This is a genomic window from Eilatimonas milleporae (assembly GCF_003688555.1).
GTDB lineage: Bacteria > Pseudomonadota > Alphaproteobacteria > Sphingomonadales > Kordiimonadaceae > Eilatimonas > Eilatimonas milleporae.
Genome location: NZ_REFR01000011.1, coordinates 351,297 through 371,466, shown reverse-complemented (window position 1 = coordinate 371,466; position 20,170 = coordinate 351,297). Strand labels below are relative to the sequence as shown.

18 protein-coding genes, 1 tRNA gene and 1 CRISPR repeat array are annotated in these 20,170 nt (G+C 59.4%); of the genes, 11 read left to right on the top strand and 8 right to left on the bottom strand.

Annotation, left to right across the window (positions count from 1 at the left end):
* Positions 1-6: 6 nt before the first annotated feature.
* Positions 7-1,116: a hypothetical protein gene (locus tag BXY39_RS09860; RefSeq protein ID WP_147453536.1), complete on the bottom strand. Its 1,110-nt coding sequence runs from the start codon at positions 1,114-1,116 to the stop codon at positions 7-9.
* Positions 1,117-1,177: 61 nt separating this feature from the next.
* Here BXY39_RS09860 and BXY39_RS09855 point away from each other — a divergent pair, with 61 nt between their 5' ends.
* Positions 1,178-2,008, top strand: a complete 831-nt coding sequence (locus BXY39_RS09855) for a TIGR02391 family protein (protein ID WP_170163740.1) — start codon at positions 1,178-1,180, stop codon at positions 2,006-2,008.
* 549 nt (positions 2,009-2,557) lie between these two features.
* A CRISPR array of direct repeats spans positions 2,558-3,854; the repeat unit is 36 nt; unit sequence GCCGTGGTTTCCCTACCGATTTGCCCATGGTAGGCT.
* Between the two features lie 58 nt (positions 3,855-3,912).
* Here the strand turns inward: BXY39_RS09855 and cas2 are convergent.
* The 4 genes from cas2 to BXY39_RS09835 form a co-directional block, all read right to left on the bottom strand.
* The gene (cas2, locus tag BXY39_RS09850) at positions 3,913-4,242 is read right to left on the bottom strand and encodes a CRISPR-associated endonuclease Cas2 (RefSeq protein WP_121938678.1); all 330 of its coding nucleotides are present in this window, start codon (positions 4,240-4,242) and stop codon (positions 3,913-3,915) included.
* A 2-nt stretch (positions 4,243-4,244) separates the two neighbouring features.
* On the bottom strand, positions 4,245-5,147 hold the full coding sequence (cas1, locus tag BXY39_RS09845; RefSeq protein ID WP_121938677.1) for a type II CRISPR-associated endonuclease Cas1: 903 nt from the start codon (positions 5,145-5,147) through the stop codon (positions 4,245-4,247).
* Positions 5,105-8,296, bottom strand: coding sequence for a type II CRISPR RNA-guided endonuclease Cas9 (gene cas9 / locus BXY39_RS09840; RefSeq protein ID WP_121938676.1), 3,192 nt, complete (start codon positions 8,294-8,296; stop codon positions 5,105-5,107). Before cas9 ends, cas1 begins: the two co-directional genes overlap by 43 nt.
* A 432-nt stretch (positions 8,297-8,728) precedes the next feature.
* Positions 8,729-9,136: a hypothetical protein gene (locus BXY39_RS09835; RefSeq protein WP_121938675.1), complete on the bottom strand. Its 408-nt coding sequence runs from the start codon at positions 9,134-9,136 to the stop codon at positions 8,729-8,731.
* Positions 9,137-9,346: 210 nt separating this feature from the next.
* Here BXY39_RS09835 and BXY39_RS09830 point away from each other — a divergent pair, with 210 nt between their 5' ends.
* Positions 9,347-9,589, top strand: coding sequence for a helix-turn-helix domain-containing protein (locus BXY39_RS09830; protein WP_121938674.1), 243 nt, complete (start codon positions 9,347-9,349; stop codon positions 9,587-9,589).
* Positions 9,590-9,814: 225 nt separating this feature from the next.
* Entirely contained in the window at positions 9,815-10,048 is a 234-nt protein-coding gene (locus BXY39_RS09825; protein WP_211332173.1) for a helix-turn-helix transcriptional regulator, read from the top strand.
* A 267-nt stretch (positions 10,049-10,315) separates the two neighbouring features.
* Here BXY39_RS09825 and BXY39_RS09820 read toward each other — a convergent pair.
* The 3 genes from BXY39_RS09820 to BXY39_RS09810 form a co-directional block, all read right to left on the bottom strand.
* Positions 10,316-10,405, bottom strand: a tRNA-Ser gene (locus tag BXY39_RS09820).
* A 555-nt stretch (positions 10,406-10,960) separates the two neighbouring features.
* Complete coding sequence (locus tag BXY39_RS09815; protein WP_245999035.1) at positions 10,961-11,425, bottom strand: thiol-disulfide oxidoreductase DCC family protein; 465 nt, start codon at positions 11,423-11,425, stop codon at positions 10,961-10,963.
* Entirely contained in the window at positions 11,422-12,996 is a 1,575-nt protein-coding gene (locus BXY39_RS09810) for an HTTM domain-containing protein (RefSeq protein ID WP_121938672.1), read from the bottom strand. The genes BXY39_RS09815 and BXY39_RS09810 overlap by 4 nt, the downstream gene beginning before the upstream one ends.
* Before the next feature lie 448 nt (positions 12,997-13,444).
* Here BXY39_RS09810 and rplU point away from each other — a divergent pair, with 448 nt between their 5' ends.
* The 8 genes from rplU (at position 13,445) to rlmH (ending at position 20,157) form a co-directional block, all read left to right on the top strand.
* The gene (rplU, locus tag BXY39_RS09805) at positions 13,445-13,831 is read left to right on the top strand and encodes a 50S ribosomal protein L21 (RefSeq protein ID WP_121938981.1); all 387 of its coding nucleotides are present in this window, start codon (positions 13,445-13,447) and stop codon (positions 13,829-13,831) included.
* 50 nt (positions 13,832-13,881) lie between these two features.
* Entirely contained in the window at positions 13,882-14,142 is a 261-nt protein-coding gene (rpmA, locus tag BXY39_RS09800; RefSeq protein WP_121938671.1) for a 50S ribosomal protein L27, read from the top strand.
* 443 nt (positions 14,143-14,585) lie between these two features.
* Positions 14,586-15,653 carry a GTPase ObgE gene (gene obgE / locus BXY39_RS09795; protein ID WP_121938670.1) on the top strand — a complete coding sequence of 356 codons (1,068 nt, stop codon included), beginning with the start codon at positions 14,586-14,588 and terminating at the stop codon, positions 15,651-15,653.
* 11 nt (positions 15,654-15,664) lie between these two features.
* The gene (proB, locus tag BXY39_RS09790; RefSeq protein ID WP_121938669.1) at positions 15,665-16,972 is read left to right on the top strand and encodes a glutamate 5-kinase; all 1,308 of its coding nucleotides are present in this window, start codon (positions 15,665-15,667) and stop codon (positions 16,970-16,972) included.
* Positions 16,973-17,067: 95 nt separating this feature from the next.
* On the top strand, positions 17,068-18,381 hold the full coding sequence (locus BXY39_RS09785) for a glutamate-5-semialdehyde dehydrogenase (protein ID WP_121938980.1): 1,314 nt from the start codon (positions 17,068-17,070) through the stop codon (positions 18,379-18,381).
* Positions 18,362-19,057, top strand: coding sequence for a nicotinate (nicotinamide) nucleotide adenylyltransferase (gene nadD / locus BXY39_RS09780; RefSeq protein ID WP_211332172.1), 696 nt, complete (start codon positions 18,362-18,364; stop codon positions 19,055-19,057). Before BXY39_RS09785 ends, nadD begins: the two co-directional genes overlap by 20 nt.
* Positions 19,058-19,063: 6 nt before the next feature.
* Entirely contained in the window at positions 19,064-19,453 is a 390-nt protein-coding gene (gene rsfS, locus BXY39_RS09775; RefSeq protein ID WP_121938979.1) for a ribosome silencing factor, read from the top strand.
* Between the two features lie 242 nt (positions 19,454-19,695).
* Positions 19,696-20,157 carry a 23S rRNA (pseudouridine(1915)-N(3))-methyltransferase RlmH gene (rlmH, locus tag BXY39_RS09770; RefSeq protein ID WP_121938667.1) on the top strand — a complete coding sequence of 154 codons (462 nt, stop codon included), beginning with the start codon at positions 19,696-19,698 and terminating at the stop codon, positions 20,155-20,157.
* Positions 20,158-20,170 lie beyond the last annotated feature (13 nt).

The window sequence follows — 20,170 nt, the reverse complement described above, 5'->3', positions numbered from 1 at the left end:
ACGCCATCATCGCGGGGTGGCCGTCTTACCTCGCATCGCTATTATTTCGGCGGCTTGCACGCTGCGGAGTAACTCCGCAACGTCGAGCAAATGGGCGAATCCGCCGGTCGCGCTCATAAAATCTTGAATGAATTTGATGCCATAAGCTGAACGATCGTTCACAAGTTCCAAATCAGGAATTAAGACGATAGCGTGGACAGAATATTCCCGTTCGACCAGTAGCTTATTACCCTTGGTACTAGTCACTGGAGCGCCGGATTTAAGCGCCCGTATGGCCCCACGCAATTGAGCGAACGCTTTGCTAATGTGGGCGGAAAGGTTGCGCTTTAGCTTCGCCCTCTCGGGCAGTTGTTTGCGCGCCAAAACCGAAAGCGTCTTGGACTCAATCAAAACCGAGCCAAACTCGTTGGTTAGTTCTCGCGTCCCGGTGCCCTTCGAAACTTGTGGGCTATGCTGAACCCCCAAAGGTTGAAGATTGCCAGTCAGCCAAACGCCCAGTTGCTCTTGATGTTTGCCTTCATCACTGTCGAACAGGTCAATCAGGCCGGACGAAGCGCCTGACGTAATGAAGTGATTGTGGACGGTCTTCCAATCGGACCTTCCGCCCATCTCCAACACCCACCATCCGCCATCATCTTGAACGTGACGATGAAAGCGGTCGAGTAAGGGGGATACCTTAACCTTGATAGCCGAGTGATTAACCTGGCCGAGCGCAGCACTATCTGCCATCGTCGATAGGCGATCTAAAGCGCCTATCGTATATAGGTCATTCCAAGAGACGTTTACAGCAAGTTCGTTGAATAGAAACGCCACTAATGGTTCCCGGCGCGCCAAACTGCGAATGCCGTTCAACTCTTCTTCGTGCTCCACAACAGACCAAAGGATACTGCCGTCTTCGCCGTCGTCACACACTTTGAGTGCACACAGTAGGCGACCGTCGCACACAGTGAAAGCAAGCTGCATCCGCGCTCCAAGCACTGTGTATTTCAATAGTAATGTACTGCCCTTAATGAGAAGAGTTGGTTCAAAACCATCGCGACCATGAGCGTATTCGAACCGGATTAGCTGCGGAACGGACAAAAACTCGGAACGGTTGTGCGACGATAAGATGTGCATTATTCCAATATGCTTCGTACTAGCAAAATGCGAACGGAAAAACCATTTGGAGATAGCACAAATGCAGTTCCACGGCGCCGCCGGCGCAACCGTACCTTGCCGAGAGGCTATCGAGCGGCTTTTGGTAAGTGGCGCGGATATTAAGCGCGCGCTTATTCTAACGGCAGGCAATGAACACGCCTTTTTGCTCTACATCGACTCTGCATGGTCGATAGCGATCAAATCTGGTTTCACATCGGGGTATGGTGGTACAGGCCCTGCCGGCTTCGCAGAAGTGATCACCACGTTGGATAGGTTTCAGGTTGAGATTGATGAGGTTGACATCACCGACAAGGAACTTGAGCAGATTAACTCCTGTTTGCTGACTTACGAACAAGCTGAAGAGATCGCGGAGCGACGTCCTATTCGGCCTCAACGCCTTTGGGATTACCTATTAGTCCTGCGTAAGTCCGATCAGGATGGGTTTCGAGGTTTTTTCTCACCAGTTCTCTCGCTTGGCGTGGTCGACCCCCGCCTATGCGACTTGGCAATCGACTTCAGGAAAGATCCGGATGCGGCGCTCGTCCGCGCATTCAGGAAGCTTGAGGACATTGTCCGCGAGCGAACCGGCTTAACCACCAGTGGTCAGAAGTTATTCTCACAAGCTTTCCTTGCAAAAGAACGGCGGCTTGGTTGGGATGATGTGGATGATGGAGAACACACAGGCCGCACCAACCTCTTCATCTCGATCTTTGGGGCATACCGCAACCGCCGGGCACATCGGGAAGACAGAAGTACAAGCTGCGCATTGGTGCGTGAATTCAACCTTATAAATGAGCTCTTTTGCTTGGAGAGGGACGCTGTCAATCTCAGGCCACGTGCAACTGATAAGTCAAAGTCGTTACTACTGTAGTCAGTATCGCGCTCTAACTGTCCTCATCCATTAGACAAGTCAGACATATTTTAGTGACAGTTAAGGCCTTTCCTTTGGTGGACGGCATAATAGGAGCACAATATATGTTGAAAAGAAAAACGCTAAATCAAAATTCCGGTATTGCGGCATCATAGGCTATTCTAAAATAATATTTCGCGTTTCCATCGCGAGCGGCTCCAGCCACCGCTCGCAAGACTTTGTACAATTATCCATGCCGCAGTCTGTCCTTAATGCGTTCAATCGGCATCAAATAGCGGCAAACTAGCGAAATCGGGCTGAGTTGATATTGTGAGCTGCAACCTCAGTAAAACCGGTAGCGATACTCAGCTGCAGAGCGAGTGGTCGTCCGAAACATTCCCATTGCGGACACAAGCGGTTCTGCAGCGAAGAACCGCCTTGGGCGGGAAGCGGAAGTTCGCTGCAGATGCAGAATTCAGCTATTGATCTATCGTTAGCGGACATTTGTGTGCCCTTTTTTCGATTTGCCCATGGTAGGCTGATGACAATTGGACCCCAGTCCGCCATAAAGCCGTGGTTTCCCTACCGATTTGCCCATGGTAGGCTGCAATGCCGGCGTGCTGGTCGAGACCGGCAGCCGTGGTTTCCCTACCAATTTGCCCATGGTAGGCTGAAAGTGTTCATGGGCGTGCGGTCATTGGTGCCGTGGTTTCCCTACCGATTTGCCCATGGTAGGCTGGCGATGACGACCCGCCGAGCGCGAAGGCGGCCGTGGTTTCCCTACCGATTTGCCCATGGTAGGCTTTTAATGAAAACACAAGCGTTGGTGAATTCTGCCGTGGTTTCCCTACCGATTTGCCCATGGTAGGCTGCGATTTTATACGCCTTCCACATCCAGGATGCCGTGGTTTCCCTACCGATTTGCCCATGGTAGGCTGATGAATATCGGCGCCGCCGCAAACCGCACGCCGTGGTTTCCCTACCGATTTGCCCATGGTAGGCTAATCGGCGCGCTGTTCAGCCGGTGAGGTTTGCCGTGGTTTCCCTACCGATTTGCCCATGGTAGGCTAATATGAAATGTCTGCCCGTGGCGCTTCACGCCGTGGTTTCCCTACCGATTTGCCCATGGTAGGCTGGTGTCGATGAGCGGGAGGCGGACCATGCAGCCGTGGTTTCCCTACCGATTTGCCCATGGTAGGCTCTCACCGGACAGCCATCGGCGCATCGTGCGGCCGTGGTTTCCCTACCGATTTGCCCATGGTAGGCTTAGGCTCGCGCTCCCCGCCCCCAATACCATGGTGAAGCCGTGGTTTCCCTACCGATTTGCCCATGGTAGGCTATATCTTCCAGATGCCTGTCCACATGATCAGCCGTGGTTTCCCTACCGATTTGCCCATGGTAGGCTGGGTCGGCAGCTCGGCCTGCTCGACTTTTCGCCGTGGTTTCCCTACCGATTTGCCCATGGTAGGCTGAGACATATGAGCATTCCGGACCGGTCAAGGCCGTGGTTTCCCTACCGATTTGCCCATGGTAGGCTCAAGCCCGGATCATCACCAAGTGTAACAAAGCCGTGGTTTCCCTACCGATTTGCCCATGGTAGGCTTTGGCGCGGTGGCTGTCATCGTCATTTTACGCCGTGGTTTCCCTACCGATTTGCCCATGGTAGGCTTTGATGTGGCTGATAACTGTACCTTCACTGGCCGTGGTTTCCCTACCGATTTGCCCATGGTAGGCTTCCGAATGGCAAAGCCAGATGGACCGGGCAGCCGTGGTTTCCCTACCGATTTGCCCATGGTAGGCTCAGAGACCCGAGCGTAAAGCCGGAAGACGCGCCGTGGTTTCCCTACCGATTTGCCCATGGTAGGCTGCCTCTACGGCAACATATTGGAACTGCTGTGATTTTCGCGGATTATTTGCCGCCGAAATCACAGCAGGACCATTTGTGACGTTCCGGCAGTCTCGGTTTTTGGCGCGGTCCCGAGCATTAGTTGCATCCTGCCATACTGCTTATCCGTCACCTGGAGTGTCCTTACGCTGCCCTCCTTGGGGAGGTTCGAACGCACCCTTCGGACGTGCTTTTCCACCGCATCCTGCCCCCTGCAGACGCGCGCGTAAACGGATAATTGCAGCATTATGAAGCCGTCTTTTCTGAGGAATTCCCGAAAGCGATTGGCGCGCCGCCTTTGGGGTTTGGTTTTTGTGGGCAAATCGAAGAACACCATCAACCACATGAAGCGAATCTCCCCAGCCTCCATGGTCATCCTCGTCGCGCCAGTGGCAGAGCAGGCGTGTTGAGCAAAGTGGCATCGCGGCTTTGGATGGCACGAACAAGGCTGGACGTAACGGCTTCGGTCGCCGCCAAGATGGTCAGCCGTTCGTCCCCGATCAAAACCGTCTCGCCTAGAATGCCCGCCATGTGGCGACGGTCCTCAACATTCAGGTCTTCGCCGTCCCTGTCATTCGCGCGCCGCTGCGCCATACGATCGACCGAGGGCCGAAAGGGCTCGATCAGGTCGTCGACCAGATTGAAAGGATTTGTCTGTGACTTATGGTGAAGGCCAAAAGCGGGCAACAGTCCGGACGCAGCGCAGGCCCGCGCAAGAGCGGCGCGAACGACGGCATAGCCGTAATTGAGGAGGCCATTTTCCCGGGTTTCATCATGCCTGCGGAAGTCTTCGAAGAGCCGGGACCAGTAGATACGGGCCGCCTGCGCCTCCACATTGCCGCGGTCGCCTGAAGCGACGTGGGACGCCATGGCTGACAGCGCCTGCGCATGATCATTGCCAATCCCACGCAAGACGGCGGCCTGATTCTCAATCTTAGCTTTGACGATTCTCTGCCACAGTCGCTTTTGCAACGGTGTTGTCATGGCGATTTGCGCATGGGCGATTGCCGATTGAGCATGATGCTGATGGAAGGAGATGAGCACGCCGGCGGGGTGGTGTTTTGCGTCCGGCACGATCATGGCGACACCATTCTCGGCCAAGGCGCTTAGCAGCGCGCCGGTCAGCGAGACCTGTGGCGTGTCGAGGATGATCCAGGCGACATCCTCCACCGGAAAGGACAGTTCTTCGTCCTCGCTCTCAAGCGCAATGACGATCTGACGCCGGCGATGGGTCAGTCGCGCGGGGTTGGAGATGTGCAGACCGCGCCACGCCATGTGCGGACCTCCGACTTCACTTCGAATCGATTGCCGAAACGGTCCACACTATATTTTTTTATAGTTAACAGAGTCCTCGCACCTATTCCTTCCATTTTTCGTCCCGATTTATCAACATACGAGTTCTTGTTGTTTGGATTGAATAGAGTAAGGGCGCCAGTTCCACTATGAGCACCCGAGAAGTAACCTTCGAACACAGTTCCGTCTGATTTGACAACCTCCAGATAGCAGCGTGGATACAAACTGAACTGAAAATCAAAACTCTCGTCGATCTGCTCCCAATCTGCCTCCGGCTTATTCGCCACAATCGCTCGCATTGGAGGTTTTGGGTATCGCCGCTTGTCCATGATCTGGTGCGGATAAACTGGAATAAGATAGTACTTGTTCCTTCCTCGCTTGTCGGTTTTCGAGAACACATCGACCCGGACCATTTTGCTTCGCGCTGCTGTACCGCCACGGACGGGAATTGCTGGGTTCTTGTATTTCCTGTCGGCGAGCACTCTCACCTTTCGAATTTCATCACCTGCGGGAGACCTAGGCAGTGAATCCTTAGGTCGGCCATTTGCAATCCACTGTTTGACGGACGCAACGATGCCTGAATTGCGCTCGGGGTCCTTGATCTCTTCCAGTCGCTTTTCGGTCAGTTTCGCAATTGGCACTCGCTCGTAAACGCGTGTTTCGCCTTCTCGCTCCTTAACCTGCCTTATTGTTGCCTCGTGCCCTTTGCCGCGTGCGCGGCGACGCTCCGGACGGGCTACGAAAACGGCATCAAAGGCTTCTTCGACCTCCCGTCGGAAACTGTGGAAATCACCCCACGGCGGATCGACGCGCCGAAGGGGGCGAGGAAGGCCACGCTGCTCCCAGTTCTGGAATGATCTGGTTAGCCGGTTGATTTCCCCTTCACCGACAGCGGCGACGACGAGCGCATCGAGAGCGTTGTGGCGCGCGTCATCGACCCGCCTGCCATCGACCTTCTTGAGCGATTCGATCCCCCACGCGTGACGCAGGGCTGCGGTGAGCGCGCCGGGGCGCGTGAACACCCGGCGACTGCTCGCACGATCCTGCCTCTCGCCTTCAGGGAAAAACAGCTTCACAGCCTCAGCGAGAAGACGGGCAGCATAACGTGTGTCATTGAGATTTCGGCTTCGGAAACGCTCTTCAGCCTCCCTCGCGTTCTTCAGTGTGAAGTTACGCTTTTTGAAACCCCGGTATTGTTTGTTTGTCTCAATCCCCTTAACGAAGGTTGCCCAGCCTTCATCGCCCTTCGTGCGTGTGATCCACTCAAATGGCGTGTCCCGACGCTTTTCCTGATTGGCCTGCGCGCTGCACAGAACTTTGTTGTTGAAACTGTCGTCACCGAAACGGGACCAGGGCAGAATGTGATCGATCTGAAAGCTGTTATCGGTCGCGGCGATCGCAGTCGACGGAATGGCAATATCGTTATAGGGGCAGCGTCCTCCTTGTTCCTTCCACAGGCGGTAACGCAGCAACGTGTCGCCGCCGACATCGCCAGGATCGACGCCCAGCTGTTCGGCGGCTTCTTTTCGTTCCCTCTCGCGCTGCGCCGTGGTTTCATCAAGGCGCTTCTTGATCTTGTCCCTTTCCTCTAGGCTGTTGCCCACATCGCGCGCCATTTCGATATGCACCGCATCGGGCAGACCCCAACGATTGCGCATGGCCCAGAGTTGCTTAAGCCCCTCGGTCAACGATTTGCGCGCGACGGGATTGGCAATCTCCTCGCCCATATCTTTGACGAGCCGGTTGAAGGATTTCTTGTCGGTCACCTGTTCGCGCTTTGACCAGCGCGAGGCGGCGTGATCGTAGCCTGCTGCCTCGCACGCCTGATCGTAGCGCAGGCCCGCTTCGAGATGCGGGATGAGCGCACGGACAGCCTTGGCTGAAACGTGGCCGGCCCCCTTGAAGCGTCCAAACGATTGCAACGATTCTAGCAGCTTATCGACCGCTCCCGCTGGCAGGTCGAGCTTTTGCAACTCGTCGCCGATTGTCTCGGCTGTTTCGAAGAATGTCAGGACATGCGCGATATGGTCCAACTTTGCAGGCTGTTCGCGTAAGTCAGCCCACAATTCCTCACCCAAGACATCGCGAAGCTTTTTCGTGCCGTGCATGGCCTCGCCGGTGCGGGCGACAATATCCTGGCCTTCATCTTCGGGTTTGATTGCCGTAAAACGTTGGTGGTCGGGCAGGTTGATCCGTCTGCGTATCGTCTTTACCGAGAGCTTGGCATTCGACCCCAGATCGGTGGTGGCCGCCGCGAGTTCATCCGGCGTCAGCGGACGTTCGCCATCATCAGTCGTGACGCGCAGATTGACGAGGCGAGTCAGCAGGCGAAATTTTTCGAACGAGGGGGCGTGTTTTGCGGCCCGCTTTTCTGTCGGTTCGAAAAGGCATTTGCCGACTAACCGCTCACTGTCCGGCAGGGGTCGCTGGTGAAAAGCTATTGCGATGAAGGCCTCTTCCAGTTGCTCACTCGCAAGTTTATTGCCTAGTCGGCGCTGCGCCTCGAATAGCTTGCGAACTTCGTCGAGTAGGTCATCTCGGCTTTGCGTTCGGTCGAAGATTCCGTCACGATTGCGCTTACGTGCCTGAAAATCCGGATCACGGGCGAACATCTCCCCCATCGTGCGATAACGACCGAGCCTCTCTTTTGTCGTTTCCAGCGCTTTGAGCGTCTTTTGGTCGTCGCCGGCCGTGTTTGCTTCCTGTCGCTTGGCAGCGGATTTGAAACCACGTCGTTTGGCAATGTGGCCCAGCGCTACAGCCAGTTCGGCAGGCGCCAGAGGCTTGTCGAGACCTCTTGCCCGCATTTCCCATGGATCGATATCGGTACGCTTTAACGCATCGCGATCATTTGAAGAAAGCAAGCTATGCTCGCTGAACACCCGGCGGATCTCAGCCATGCGCTGTGCCCTCCGCCGCACGACACGGCGGAGAAGCCGATTGCTACGCCTGATTTGGTTGGTGGGTGTTCGCTTCTCATCGGTTTCCGGGACGTCAAACATCCAGCTGCCGATTGCTTCGATTGCACCAGTCGGATGGTTCGGCGTGGGCTGGCGCAGAACAGCCCAACCGCAAGAAGCAATCCCGAGGTCTATTCCGAAGACCAAGCCATTGGATGCTGGACTATTCATCACCTTATCTCTCCATCGGCCAAACAACCGACTTGACCGGACAGCGTCAATCTGCGATTGAAGTAATCGGCAAATCGGAAGGGAAGCCACGGTAACAGAGCTTCACTGTGAAGGATCATCCCTCGGGGAAATTCCTTAATTGAAGCACTAATATTTAGGTTTCTCATATCAAGGCCTCCGCTCGCTGGCGGAGGCTCTTTTTAGAAACAAATTTCGATCCAGATTCATAATCATAAAAGCGTTGGCCGTGTTCCACCAACGCAGTCTGCATTCGACGTCCGCTTCAATAGTATATTTTGGGCAATTTTGATGCAACTATTAATGGCAGAAACGGGCTAAAAGCGCTATTGATAGACATGTCCAGTTTGCAGCCCTCAACGGTCATCAAGCCTTAGCTGCTCGACGAGACCTCAGCATTCAACTTCACGTATTCTATAGGATATCTTGCTTAGCGCTTGTGTGCGTTGCTATGCAATTCAGGTCTGCACAGGCGGAACGAGCCATCATAGCGTCGATATCGTCTTGTTCTGTCTCCCAACCGGTCATCGCGATTAATCGTTCAAGCTTGCCCCGAAGACCGGGAAGGCTTATGGCGGGCGTTGCAACCAATTCTCTCTCCGCTGTGATGTAAGCTGCATAAAGTGTGTCGAGATAAGTGCCCTCTGGCCCGTGGTAACGATTCAAACGATCTGCTGCCCTTTGGGCGTTCAGAAAGGCTGCATAGGCGGGGTCATCTGCTGCGTTTGAGGCCGTCAGCGACATAGCACTGCCGGTCAGTGTCGATGTACCAAGACCAATTAACAACTGTCTGCGGTTTGTGATAAAGCCATGATTAGCCATGCCAATCTCCTGTAAAGGTTGGTGTGGTTAGGCTCGGCAGGGTGTGTCCGCACTCTGTCGGGCCGCTTACGATAAAAACCTCAAAAGCCGTCTCGCGCGCAAAAAACACGGACGCCTTAAGATTCTTACCTATAGCATAAGTAATTGTGCTTTTTAATAAGCAAAATCAAATGTCTTTATGATTTTCCATAAGGGCTTTAGATTGCGCCCATGATTACACCTGCCCAATGTCGTGCCGCCCGTGGCCTGCTGAAATGGTCTCAAAAAGACTTGGCCCGCGAGTCTGAAATCAGCGATGTGACGATCCGCCACTTTGAGATTGAGAAAACCACCCCGCAGAAGGGCACCTTGGTCGTCCTTAGACAAACATTTGAGGCAGCCGGTGTTGAATTCATCCCGGCCAATGGCGGCGGCGATGGTGTGCGGTTGAAACATCCCGGCACAAATACCTAAGACCCAAACGCCGCAGGACCGGGCAGATTTGCCTAAGCAACGGGAAGGCACTTTATAGCCACGACGCTGAAATCGGACGCTTTGCTTAAGCAACACTTTTGGGCCTTAAACGCGATTTTTTTTGCTTAATCAAATTCCGCTTGCGCGAACGCCGTTTTCACTGCCCATAAAGAAGTGGGTTTTGTCCCCCGTCCTCTTGATTTTTCTTAAGGGGAGGAGTGCGCCATGCGCGTTGAAGACAAACCAATAATGGACCCATATGGGCGGTTCCTGCGCCTGCCGGAGGTCGAAGCCACCGTCGGTCTCAAGAAATCCAAACTCTATGCGCTGATGAAGGAGGCGGACGACCCGTTTCCGTCCCCCATCCATGTCGGCACCCGAGCGCTGTGGGTGGAAGCGGACATTGTCGCCTGGAAAGCCAAGCGGATCGAGAAAGCCCGGCAGAACCGCTCTGACTAATGCGGTGGTGCACCATAGAACCCTCTCCGTCCGCACACGCCTGGACAACCGACTGAGTCTCGGGCAAAGGTGCTACAGGGTTATTGCTGGGCAACAGGCGCGACAAAACTCCCTTATTAAGACTCACGGTGTCGGGCCAAGAGCCTCATACTGGGCGCACCATTCCCACACCGTTTACAAGCATATAAAAATGTGGGGTAAAATGTGGGAAAACCCCATCTACCCACGAAAATAATCTATTTTTATCAATTATTTATATAAGAAAAATGGCGGAGAGTGAGGGATTCGAACCCTCGGTACGCTTGCGCGCACAACGGTTTTCGAGACCGCCCCGTTCGACCGCTCCGGCAACTCTCCGCGTGTGGTGCGCCCTGTGCGGCCCACAGTGTGGGACACATGCCTGGGAGGCCAAGGGGCGCAGGAACCGGCGCACCCTACTCAAAGGGGGGACGGGCTTCAAGCCGGAAATTGCGCGGCGATGGACTTATGGCACAAGCCCGGCCCTGACTGAGCGGTCCGGCATCCCAAGTGTGGCGGGCTGGCCTTTGACCGGCCTGTCCAGGATGCGGCAACGCATGTGACAATACGGGGTGAAATTATGGGGACAGTATACGGATTTTGCCGCATAGAATAATTCAGGGACAGTATATGGTTTTTGGTCTTGAATTTTTTGAATCAAGTCATTGATATTAAATAATAATTTCTAAAATAAAATCCATATACCGTCCCTGGATTTATATCCTACCTGTCAATGGAGGAACCATCACCGGCCTGAAAGCGACAGCGGACCCCTAAAGGAAGACGCAGGAGCGCATCGTCCCGAAGCGTATCGGCAGCGAAAAAAACGGCGATCAAGAAACGAGACGGATCAGCCTTTTGCCGGGGTCACCCTACCGGCCCGGCACGGGTGGATCACAAATCCGGGTCGTCCATGCCGAGAAAGCGCGCGGCCAGGCCGGCGTCCGGCAGGGGGCAGCGGTCCTGCCGGCCAAACCAGCGGTACCGCCGGCGGCCGATAAAATTATAGACGGCATCGCGCACGGGACGCGGCACGACCAGAAACGCCGACAGCAGCGGCCACGGCATCCGCAAACCGCGCAGCACCCGCAGCGCGGCGGTGGAGCGGTCATAAAGCCGCCCGTCCTCGACAAGATAAATGGTATCCAGTTCCGCGGTGCCGCCGTGGGCGTTCACCAGCGCCCGACCCAAAGCCGATTGCAGGGGGCAGAAACGGTAGCGGCGACCCGCGTCCCGCCGGGCGACGAAACGCACCGTGCCGTTGCACAGATTGCACACGCCGTCGAACAACAGGATCGGCCCGTCCGCCGTCACACCGGCCAGGGCGGCGGGCATGGCCGCTGCGGGCGCCGCCTTCACCGGCGGGCGTCCAGCTGCGGATGGGGCAGGATGAAATCATCCTGTGCGATCAGGCGAAAGGGGACCGTCGCCAGATCGCGGTCCGGGTCGATCATGGTCGCCGGCGGATGGTCGTTCACCCGCACGCGCGACCGCACATAGACATGCGGGTCATGGCCGTGGCGGGCGCGATATTCGTCGCGCAGATGATGGGCGAATTGCAGGATCATGTCGGGCCGCACGGCCATTTTGCGGCGCTGGCGCGCGGTCAGATGCCGGTTGAGGTCGATGGCGGTTTCCTGTCCGGTCACGGGATCGACCAGACGAAAGCGGACGCGGCCCGACTTGTCGCGCAGCTTCATGCGCCAGGAAAAACGGTGCCCCTGTTCATTCCAGGACGCGGCCCCGTCATAGAGATAAGGCCGCACAGGCAGAAGCACCTGCGTGCCGAGCCACAGAATAACGCCGCCCGCCACGGCCTTCCGCGCCAGGGTCAGCCGTCCGGCGGGGGCCGCAGCCGCCGGAGGTGCAGTAGACTGGGGGGCAGCGGACGGGGGCACGCGGGTATCGCCCGCCGGGGCGGGCTCCAGATCCAATATCCGGGCCGCTTTCCGAAGCCAGCCTTCCGCCGGTCTGAGAAACGGCAGCAAGACGAGACCCCGGCACAAACGGTCCATAAGCCGCGCCGGCCAGTCGGCGGGGAAAAAGATCAGCATGCCGGCAATGGTCAGCCACGGGAAAATACCGATCTGCCACAGGCTGTGATTGGACAGGTGAAACCCGCAATAGATCAGATACACCGGCAGACGGGTCCGGCGCACCAGCAGCAGCGGCGCCCCCACCAGATGCAGGATGACCGAGCCCCAGGCGGCGGCGACGCCGAATTCGGGCATCGTCAGCAGGTCGGCGATATAAACGGGATATTTGTAGGCCTGATCGGCCAGCCAGTCGGCCAGCGGCCGGCCGGCCAGCCAGTCGGCGTCGATTTTCACCAGTCCGGCCCAGATCAGCATGATTTCGATCTGGCCCTTGAGCAGGATGTAGCTCCACCCGGGTACGGATGTGGCTGATGGCGCCGTTGATAAGGGGGCTGATACAGGGGCTGATGTAACTGCCGCCGGTTCTGCGGATTCCGGCACGGAGCCCGCCCGTTCGCGCCGCCGCGCCCGCCAGGCATCCACCGACCACGCGCGCGCGGCCGGCACCGCCGCCAGAATGGCGGCCAGCAGCATGGTGAAATAGAAATGGTTCAGATACTGGGTTTCGTCGAGGAGAAAGACATAGCTGAACAACAGCAGCAGGGCGACGGCGGCAAAACGGTAGAACAGGCCGATCATGACCAGAAACCCGGCCACGGCGAGGGCGAAGAAAACCCAGTATATATAAGGGGCCTCGAACGGGGTGATCCAGGTCAGCCCCAGATAGGCGAAATGGAAACCCGGTGTGATGTATTTACTGGCGATCCAGCCATGATCGGCATAGCGCCAGACCTCGACCATGATGATCAGGCCGAACAGGATTCGGAAAACGGCCAGCGACCGCCCGTCCGCCGGGCGGAACAAAGCACCCATGATTTTTTCGCCCACCGTCATTGCCCGTCCGTCATTGTCCTTCCATCCGTGGCATACCGTGAGATACCCTGAGATACCGTTGAGGGCCCCGACCGGTGTCGGCCCTATGCGTGGACCGCCATGGTGCCGGGTGGCTTTTCCCGCAATACCCGGTCAAGGTGCCGCCGCGCCGGCAGTCCGGTCAAGACCCGAAACAGGGTTTCAGGGCCCGACAGCCGATTTACATGCGGGAAACCGCCGGCAAGCGGAATACGGCCGTGACAAACCCGCGATAAACATTGACTTGGGGAGCGAAATCCGTATGGTGCGCCGATTGATGGCGGGCTGTCCCATGGACGGGCCGCGCCATCTGGTGTGAAAAAGCCAGCGGAAATCGCCCAAAGTACGGGACCGGCCCTGCATATGACAGGGCCAAATGGGTGTACCCCGTCCGATTGTCCGCGGCGCGCAAAAATTAAGGAACAAGGACATGTTCGCTGTCGTCAAGACCGGCGGTAAGCAATACCGCGTTAGTGAAGGCGATGTCATCAAGGTTGAAAAACTGGATGGCGAGGCCGGCAAGACCGTCACGCTCGACACCGTGCTGATGGTGGGCGATGACAAGGGTGTCAAGGTGGGTGAGCCCGCCGTCAAGGGTGCCTCGGTCGCGGCTGAGATTCTGGAACAGAAAAAAGACAAGAAAATCATCGTTTTCAAGAAAAAGCGGCGCCACAATTACCGCCGCAAGAAAGGCCACCGTCAGGACCTGACCGTCCTGCGCGTGACCAAGATCGCCAAGACCGCCCCGCGCAAGACCGCGGCCAAGGCGGACGAGACAAAAGCAGCCGCCGCGCCGGCAGAGTCGGCCGCTGAATAAGCGCCGCACCGGCCCCAAAGGCAGTCCCAGATACCGGAAGGAGTAAACAGATGGCTCACAAGAAAGCAGGCGGCAGTTCCCGCAACGGCCGCGATACCATCGGCCGCCGTCTCGGCGTCAAGAAATTCGGCGGCGAGCGCGTCATCGCCGGCAACATCATCATCCGCCAGCGCGGCACCAAATGGCACCCCGGCCAGAATGTGGGTATCGGCAAGGACCACACCCTGTTCGCACTGACCGACGGCCATGTGAAATTTTCCAAGGGCAAGGGCGGCAAGGCCTTTGTTTCCGTCGACGGCGGCGAGGCGTAAGGCCACATAAAGCATGGATGCGGCACGGCGACCTGATGATCGCCGACCAATGCTGCGCCACGGGTGTGACACGCCACAAAAAATCCGTTCGAGAACAGTATCAGCAAAAGGCCGGGCCGGCATAACAGCCCGGCCTTTTGCCGTCTGGCGTCCCTGTTGCCGTCCTTATACGTCAGACGGCACACGATCATGGCAGCAAGGAAACGCCGCACGACGTACTCCGTGTGCCAGGCTATGGTGCCCGGCAACCGACACACCGCCCGACAAATGCGGAAAGCCCACTTTTCCATGTCCTGCAAGCGGACGGTTTTCCACGCGCAGACACTGCCCTTCACGGATATAAGTCCAGCGGGAAAGCGCCGCCGGCCCCTTGGGGAACAAAGCCGAAAATAACCCGCCGCCAAGCCTTTCAAGCGGAGGTGGTGTCTGATAGACAGGGCCCCATGAAATTTGTCGACCAAAGCAGAATCTTTGTCAAAAGCGGCGACGGCGGCAATGGCTGCGTGTCGTTCCGGCGGGAAAAATTCGTCGAATTCGGTGGCCCCAACGGCGGGGACGGCGGGCGCGGCGGCCATGTCTATGTGGAGGCTGTCGACGGCCTGAACACGCTGGTCGATTTCCGCTACAAGCGCCATTACAAGGCCGCGCGCGGCCAGCACGGCATGGGCAAGGACCGCACCGGCGCCAACGGCGCGGACATCACCCTGCAAGTGCCCGTCGGCACGCAGATTTTCGACGAGGACATGGACTTTCTGATCGCCGACCTGACCCAGCCGGGCGACAGGGTCATGCTGGCCGAGGGCGGCAGCGGCGGCCTTGGCAACAGTCATTTCAAAAGTTCGACCAATCAGGCGCCGCGCCGATCGACACCGGGGGCCGAGGGCGCGGAAATGTGGGTCGTGCTGCGGCTGAAACTGATCGCGGATGCCGGGCTGGTCGGCCTGCCCAATGCGGGCAAGTCGACATTTCTGGCGGCGGTCACCCGGGCGAAGCCGAAAATCGCCGACTATCCCTTCACCACGCTGAGCCCGCAACTGGGCGTCGTCGGCGTTGACGGCAACGAATTCGTTCTGGCCGACATTCCCGGCCTGATCGAGGGTGCGAGCGAGGGCGTCGGCCTGGGCACACGTTTTCTCGGCCATATCGAGCGCTGCGGCGTGCTGCTGCATCTGATCGACGGCACGGCCGACGATGTGGTGGGGGCTTATGAAACCATCATGGCCGAACTGGCGGATTACGGGGCTGACCTGACGGGCAAGCCGATGATCATAGGCCTGAACAAGGCCGACGCCATCCCCGAGGACACGCTTGAGGAAAAGCGGCTGGCCCTGGCGGACGCATCGGCCCGGCCGGTGATGACCCTGTCGGGCGTCAGCGGCGCCGGTGTGCGCGACGCGCTGTCCGCCCTGTGGGACGTGATCAAGGAAGACCGGCGCCAGCGCACCCGCGCCGAGGCCGACGGCGCCGGCGCGGACGACAGCGAAACCGCCGGCGGCTGGTCGCCGATCTGAGGAGACGGCCCATGCCGTTGCAACGCATCCTGTCCTGGTTCGGCAAGACCGGCAAAGGCCCCGCATCCCTGCCACGCGCGCGGGGGAATGTGGAGACGGATGCGCCCCCCCGTCATGAGGCACGGACCGTGGCGGCGGACAGTATCGACGAAGCGGACGCGGCCGCGTCCGATGCCGCCAGCGCCGCCGCGATCACGGCGGAAGAAGCGCGCCGGGGCCTGCTGGGCGCCAGGCGCCTGGTGATCAAGGTCGGCTCCGCCCTGATCGCCGAGGGCACGGCGCCGCGCCGTCTGTGGCTGCGCGGACTGGCGGCCGACATCAATCGCTGGCGCCGGAACGGCACACAAATCGTTATCGTGTCATCGGGCGCCGTCGCGCTTGGCCAGTCGGCGCTTGGCTTTGCCGGCCGCCCCGAACGGCTGGAAGATGCCCAGGCCGCCGCGTCCATCGGACAACTGGCCCTGATGGAAGCCTTTCAGCACAGTCTGAAACGCTATGACGTGACCGCGGCGCAACTGCTGCTGACCATCGGCGACCTGGAGGACCGACCTCGCTATCTGAACGCACGGCAGACGATCGAGGCCCTTCTGGCGCGCGATATCCTGCCCATCGTCAATGAAAACGACACGGTGGCCACCAGCGAACTGCGGTTCGGCGACAATGACCGGCTGGCCGCGCGCGTGGCCCAGATGGCGGGCGCCGACGGCCTGCTGCTGCTGTCGGACGTGGACGGCCTGTATACGGCGGACCCGCGCCACGATCCGGGCGCCGACTTTCTCGATATCGTACCGGTCATCACCGACGAGATCGAGGCCATGGCCGGACCGCCGGCGGTCTCGGGTCTCGGGTCCGGCGGCATGGTGACGAAGGTGGCGGCCGCCCGCATCGCGGTGGCGGCCGGATGCACGCTGGCGATCATGAACGGCCGGTCGGGACGGCCGCTGAACCGGCTGGACCGGGGGGAGCGCGCGACCTTTTTTCCGGCGTCGGGTGATCCGCTCAATGTGCGCAAGCAATGGATTCGCGGTCTGATGGCCCCTGCCGGCTTCCTGCATATGGATGCGGGTGCGCTGGACGCCCTGAAGCGAGGCGCCAGCCTGCTGCCGGCCGGCGTGACCGATGTGGAGGGAGGGTTCGCGCGCGGCGATCTGGTGGCCTTTATCGGCGCCGACGGACGCCTTGTCGGCCAGGGTCTAAGCGCCTACAGTTCCGGCGAGGCAGGCCGGATCCGCGGGCACCAGCTGTCGGACATTCCCGATATATTGGGCTATGTAGGGCGGTCAGCTCTGGTACACAGGGACGATCTGGTCCTGTTTTGACGATGACGCAGAAGGCCGCGCTTTGCGTGCGGCGGATCGAGTATGGCGCCTGAAACATGGCCCAGATGATGGAATGACCTGTCATGGATAACGACATGTCCCGGACACACACCAACCAGCGCGAGCCGGCACAGACAGACCCGAAACCGGCAAATGCGGACGCCGGCACGCTCATAACCGATATGGGCAAGCGCGCCCGCACGGCGGCCCGGGTGCTGGCCCTGGCGGAAACGGATGAGAAAAACGCGGCCCTCCGGCATGCGGCGCAGACGGTCCGCGCGGACCGGGACGGCATTATCGCGGCCAATGCGCGCGATCTGGAAGCCGCCGGCGCCAGGGGATTGTCCGAGGCCATGACCGACCGCCTGCGTCTGACGCCGGATCGTCTGGACGCTATTGCCAGCGCCCTCGAAGACGTGGCGCGACTGAGCGACCCCGTCGGCGAGACGATTGCGGACTGGCAACGCCCCAACGGGCTGTCCATCGCCCGGGTGCGCACGCCGCTTGGCGTGATCGGTGTGATTTACGAAAGCCGCCCCAATGTGACGGCGGATGCCGCCGCCCTGTGCCTGAAGGCGGGCAATGCCGTCATTCTGCGCGGCGGCAGCGAGGCTTTCCATTCCAATCAGGCGATTTTCAGGGCCATTCAGGCCGGCCTAGCGCAGGCCGGCCTGCCGGGCGATGCGGTGCAACTGGTGCCCACGACGGACAGGGCGGCGGTCGGCGCGATGCTGGCGGCCAGCGGCCTGATCGATGTGATCGTACCGCGCGGCGGGCGGTCCCTCGTCGCCCGGGTCGAGGCCGAGAGCCGCGTGCCCGTCTTCGCCCACCTGGAAGGACTGTGCCACATGTATGTGGACGGCATGGCCGATGCCGGCATGGCCCGCGACCTTGTGCTAAATGCAAAGATGCGCCGCACCGGCATCTGCGGCGCGCTGGAGACCCTGTTGATCGACCGGCGGGCGCGGCACATGGCCGGCGGCATTCTTGCCGCCCTGCAAGAGGCCGGCTGCGAAATCCGCGGCGATGAAGGGGTTCAGGCGCTGGCCGACGGCATCGTTCCGGCGGGCGAGGACGACTGGTCCAGCGAATATCTGGCACCGGTCCTGTCCGTGCGTTTCGTCGAGGGGCTGGACGGCGCACTGGCGCACATCGCCCGCTATTCGTCCGGGCATACGGAAAGCATCGTCACCGAGGACCCGGCCACGGCCGAGGCCTTTCTGACCCGCGTGGACAGTGCGATCGTGATGCACAATGCCTCGACCCAGTTCGCCGATGGCGGCGAATTCGGCATGGGGGCTGAAATCGGCATCGCCACCGGGCGTATCCATGCCCGCGGCCCCGTCGGGGTCGAACAGCTGACCAGCTTCAAATATCAGGTGCGCGGGCGTGGCCAGACCCGTCCCTGAGCGATCCGCCGCCGGCCCGCGCCCCCCCGTGCACAGCGGCCTTCTGCGTGACGCGGCGCGGTGGGAAGGGCGGACCGTGGGGCTGTATGGCGGCAGTTTCAACCCCGGCCATGAGGGGCATCTGCATGTGGCGCTGGAGGCCCTGAAACGGCTGCCGGTCGATGCGGTGTGGCTGATGGTCAGTCCCGGCAATCCGCTGAAGGACGATACGGACATGGCCCCTTTCGACGCCCGGCTGGAAAGTGCGCGCGAACTGGCGGACCGGCACCCCGGACTGTTTGCCAGCGATGTGGAAAACCGCCTGGGCACGCGGTACACGGCGGAAACGGTGCGCGCCCTCAGACGGTTCATGCCGAAAACATCCTTCATCTGGATGATGGGCGCGGACAATATGGCCACTTTTCACCTGTGGCGCGACTGGCAGGACATCGCCATGACCGTTCCCATTGCGATTTTCGACCGTCCGCAGTATTCTCAACATGGTTTGTCGGGTCATCTGGCACAGCGTTTCGCCGCGAACCGCGTGCCGGCAAGGATGATCCGGGCGGACCGCGCACCGGCCTGGGCGTTTTTGACGATACCGCGTCATCCCGCCTCGGCCACATTGATCCGTCAGGCGCTGGGGCGCGAATGGCACAGCCCCGCTCCGCTGACTGGTGAACAACAGGAGACCTAGTTGCAGGTGAATACAGAGACGCCCGGCGTCACACACCCTCAACAGGGGCTTGAGCCCCGCACCCTTCTCGATACCGTCGTTTCAACCCTGGATGCCCGCAAGGCAGAGGATATCGTATCCATCGATCTTGCCGGTAAATCCAGCATTGCCGATTTCATGGTGATCGCAAGCGGACGCTCGCAGCGTCAGGTGGCGGCCCTGGCCGACCATGTGCTGAAAACCCTGAAAGAGGCCCGTGTGAAGAATATCAGCGTCCAGGGGCTGGAGCAGGCGGATTGGGTCCTGATCGATGCGGGCGATGTGGTCATCCACATTTTCCGTCCCGAGGTCCGCAGCTTCTACAATCTGGACAAGATGTGGGCGACGGATCTTGACGAGACCGACGTCCTGAACTGACCGGTTGCGACACGGTGCACGGCCCTGATGCCGTGCCCGCAGTTCCGAGCCCAAGCCCCATGCCGTCCCGTGGCGGTATGGGACGGCCTTGGGACCATTGCTTCGGACTGGCGCTTCGGGCTGTCTCGCTGAGCAAGACCCTGGTCCGTGCCGCCCCACCGGAGGGCGGCGGTCAGAGCGTTTGTTCCCGCCACTCCCGTGCACAAGGTGGCCGGTCCGCGCCGGCCTGTTTGGCTGACATCATGCGCATCACCATCATTGCCGTCGGACGGCTCGGCGCCGGACCTGAAAAAACCCTGCTGGACAGCTATGTGAAGCGGCTGCGCTGGCCGGTGACAGTTCAGGAGATCGACATCCGCAAACCGCATCTTGACGCCGGACAGCGTAAAAAGCTGGAGGGCGAGCGTATTCTGGCCGCGGTGCCGGCGGGCGCCGCGGTGCTTGCCCTGGATGAACGCGGCAAACAGATGACGTCGCCGGCTTTTGCGAAAAAAATTGACGGCTGGGCACTGGCAGGCTTTAACGGCCTTGCCTGCATCATCGGCGGGGCTGACGGCCTCAGCGATGCCGTGCGGGACCGCGCCGACCTGACACTTGCGCTCGGCGCGCTGACATGGCCACATATGCTGGTGCGGGCCATGCTGGCCGAACAGCTTTACCGGGCATGGTCGATCACGGCCGGTCACCCCTATCACAGGGACTGACCTGGCAACGTAA

Excerpts from the sequence above, each read along its gene's own strand:
- BXY39_RS09860 (WP_147453536.1), bottom strand. The coding sequence starts at position 1,116 with ATGCACATCTTATCGTCGCACAACCGTTCCGAGTTTTTGTCCGTTCCG.
- BXY39_RS09855 (WP_170163740.1), top strand. The coding sequence starts at position 1,178 with ATGCAGTTCCACGGCGCCGCCGGCGCAACCGTACCTTGCCGAGAGGCT.
- cas2 (WP_121938678.1), bottom strand. The coding sequence starts at position 4,242 with ATGGAGGCTGGGGAGATTCGCTTCATGTGGTTGATGGTGTTCTTCGAT.
- cas1 (WP_121938677.1), bottom strand. The coding sequence starts at position 5,147 with ATGGCGTGGCGCGGTCTGCACATCTCCAACCCCGCGCGACTGACCCAT.
- cas9 (WP_121938676.1), bottom strand. The coding sequence starts at position 8,296 with ATGAATAGTCCAGCATCCAATGGCTTGGTCTTCGGAATAGACCTCGGG.
- BXY39_RS09835 (WP_121938675.1), bottom strand. The coding sequence starts at position 9,136 with ATGGCTAATCATGGCTTTATCACAAACCGCAGACAGTTGTTAATTGGT.
- BXY39_RS09830 (WP_121938674.1), top strand. The coding sequence starts at position 9,347 with ATGATTACACCTGCCCAATGTCGTGCCGCCCGTGGCCTGCTGAAATGG.
- BXY39_RS09825 (WP_211332173.1), top strand. The coding sequence starts at position 9,815 with ATGCGCGTTGAAGACAAACCAATAATGGACCCATATGGGCGGTTCCTG.
- BXY39_RS09810 (WP_121938672.1), bottom strand. The coding sequence starts at position 12,996 with ATGACGGTGGGCGAAAAAATCATGGGTGCTTTGTTCCGCCCGGCGGAC.
- rplU (WP_121938981.1), top strand. The coding sequence starts at position 13,445 with ATGTTCGCTGTCGTCAAGACCGGCGGTAAGCAATACCGCGTTAGTGAA.
- rpmA (WP_121938671.1), top strand. The coding sequence starts at position 13,882 with ATGGCTCACAAGAAAGCAGGCGGCAGTTCCCGCAACGGCCGCGATACC.
- obgE (WP_121938670.1), top strand. The coding sequence starts at position 14,586 with ATGAAATTTGTCGACCAAAGCAGAATCTTTGTCAAAAGCGGCGACGGC.
- proB (WP_121938669.1), top strand. The coding sequence starts at position 15,665 with ATGCCGTTGCAACGCATCCTGTCCTGGTTCGGCAAGACCGGCAAAGGC.
- BXY39_RS09785 (WP_121938980.1), top strand. The coding sequence starts at position 17,068 with ATGTCCCGGACACACACCAACCAGCGCGAGCCGGCACAGACAGACCCG.
- rlmH (WP_121938667.1), top strand. The coding sequence starts at position 19,696 with ATGCGCATCACCATCATTGCCGTCGGACGGCTCGGCGCCGGACCTGAA.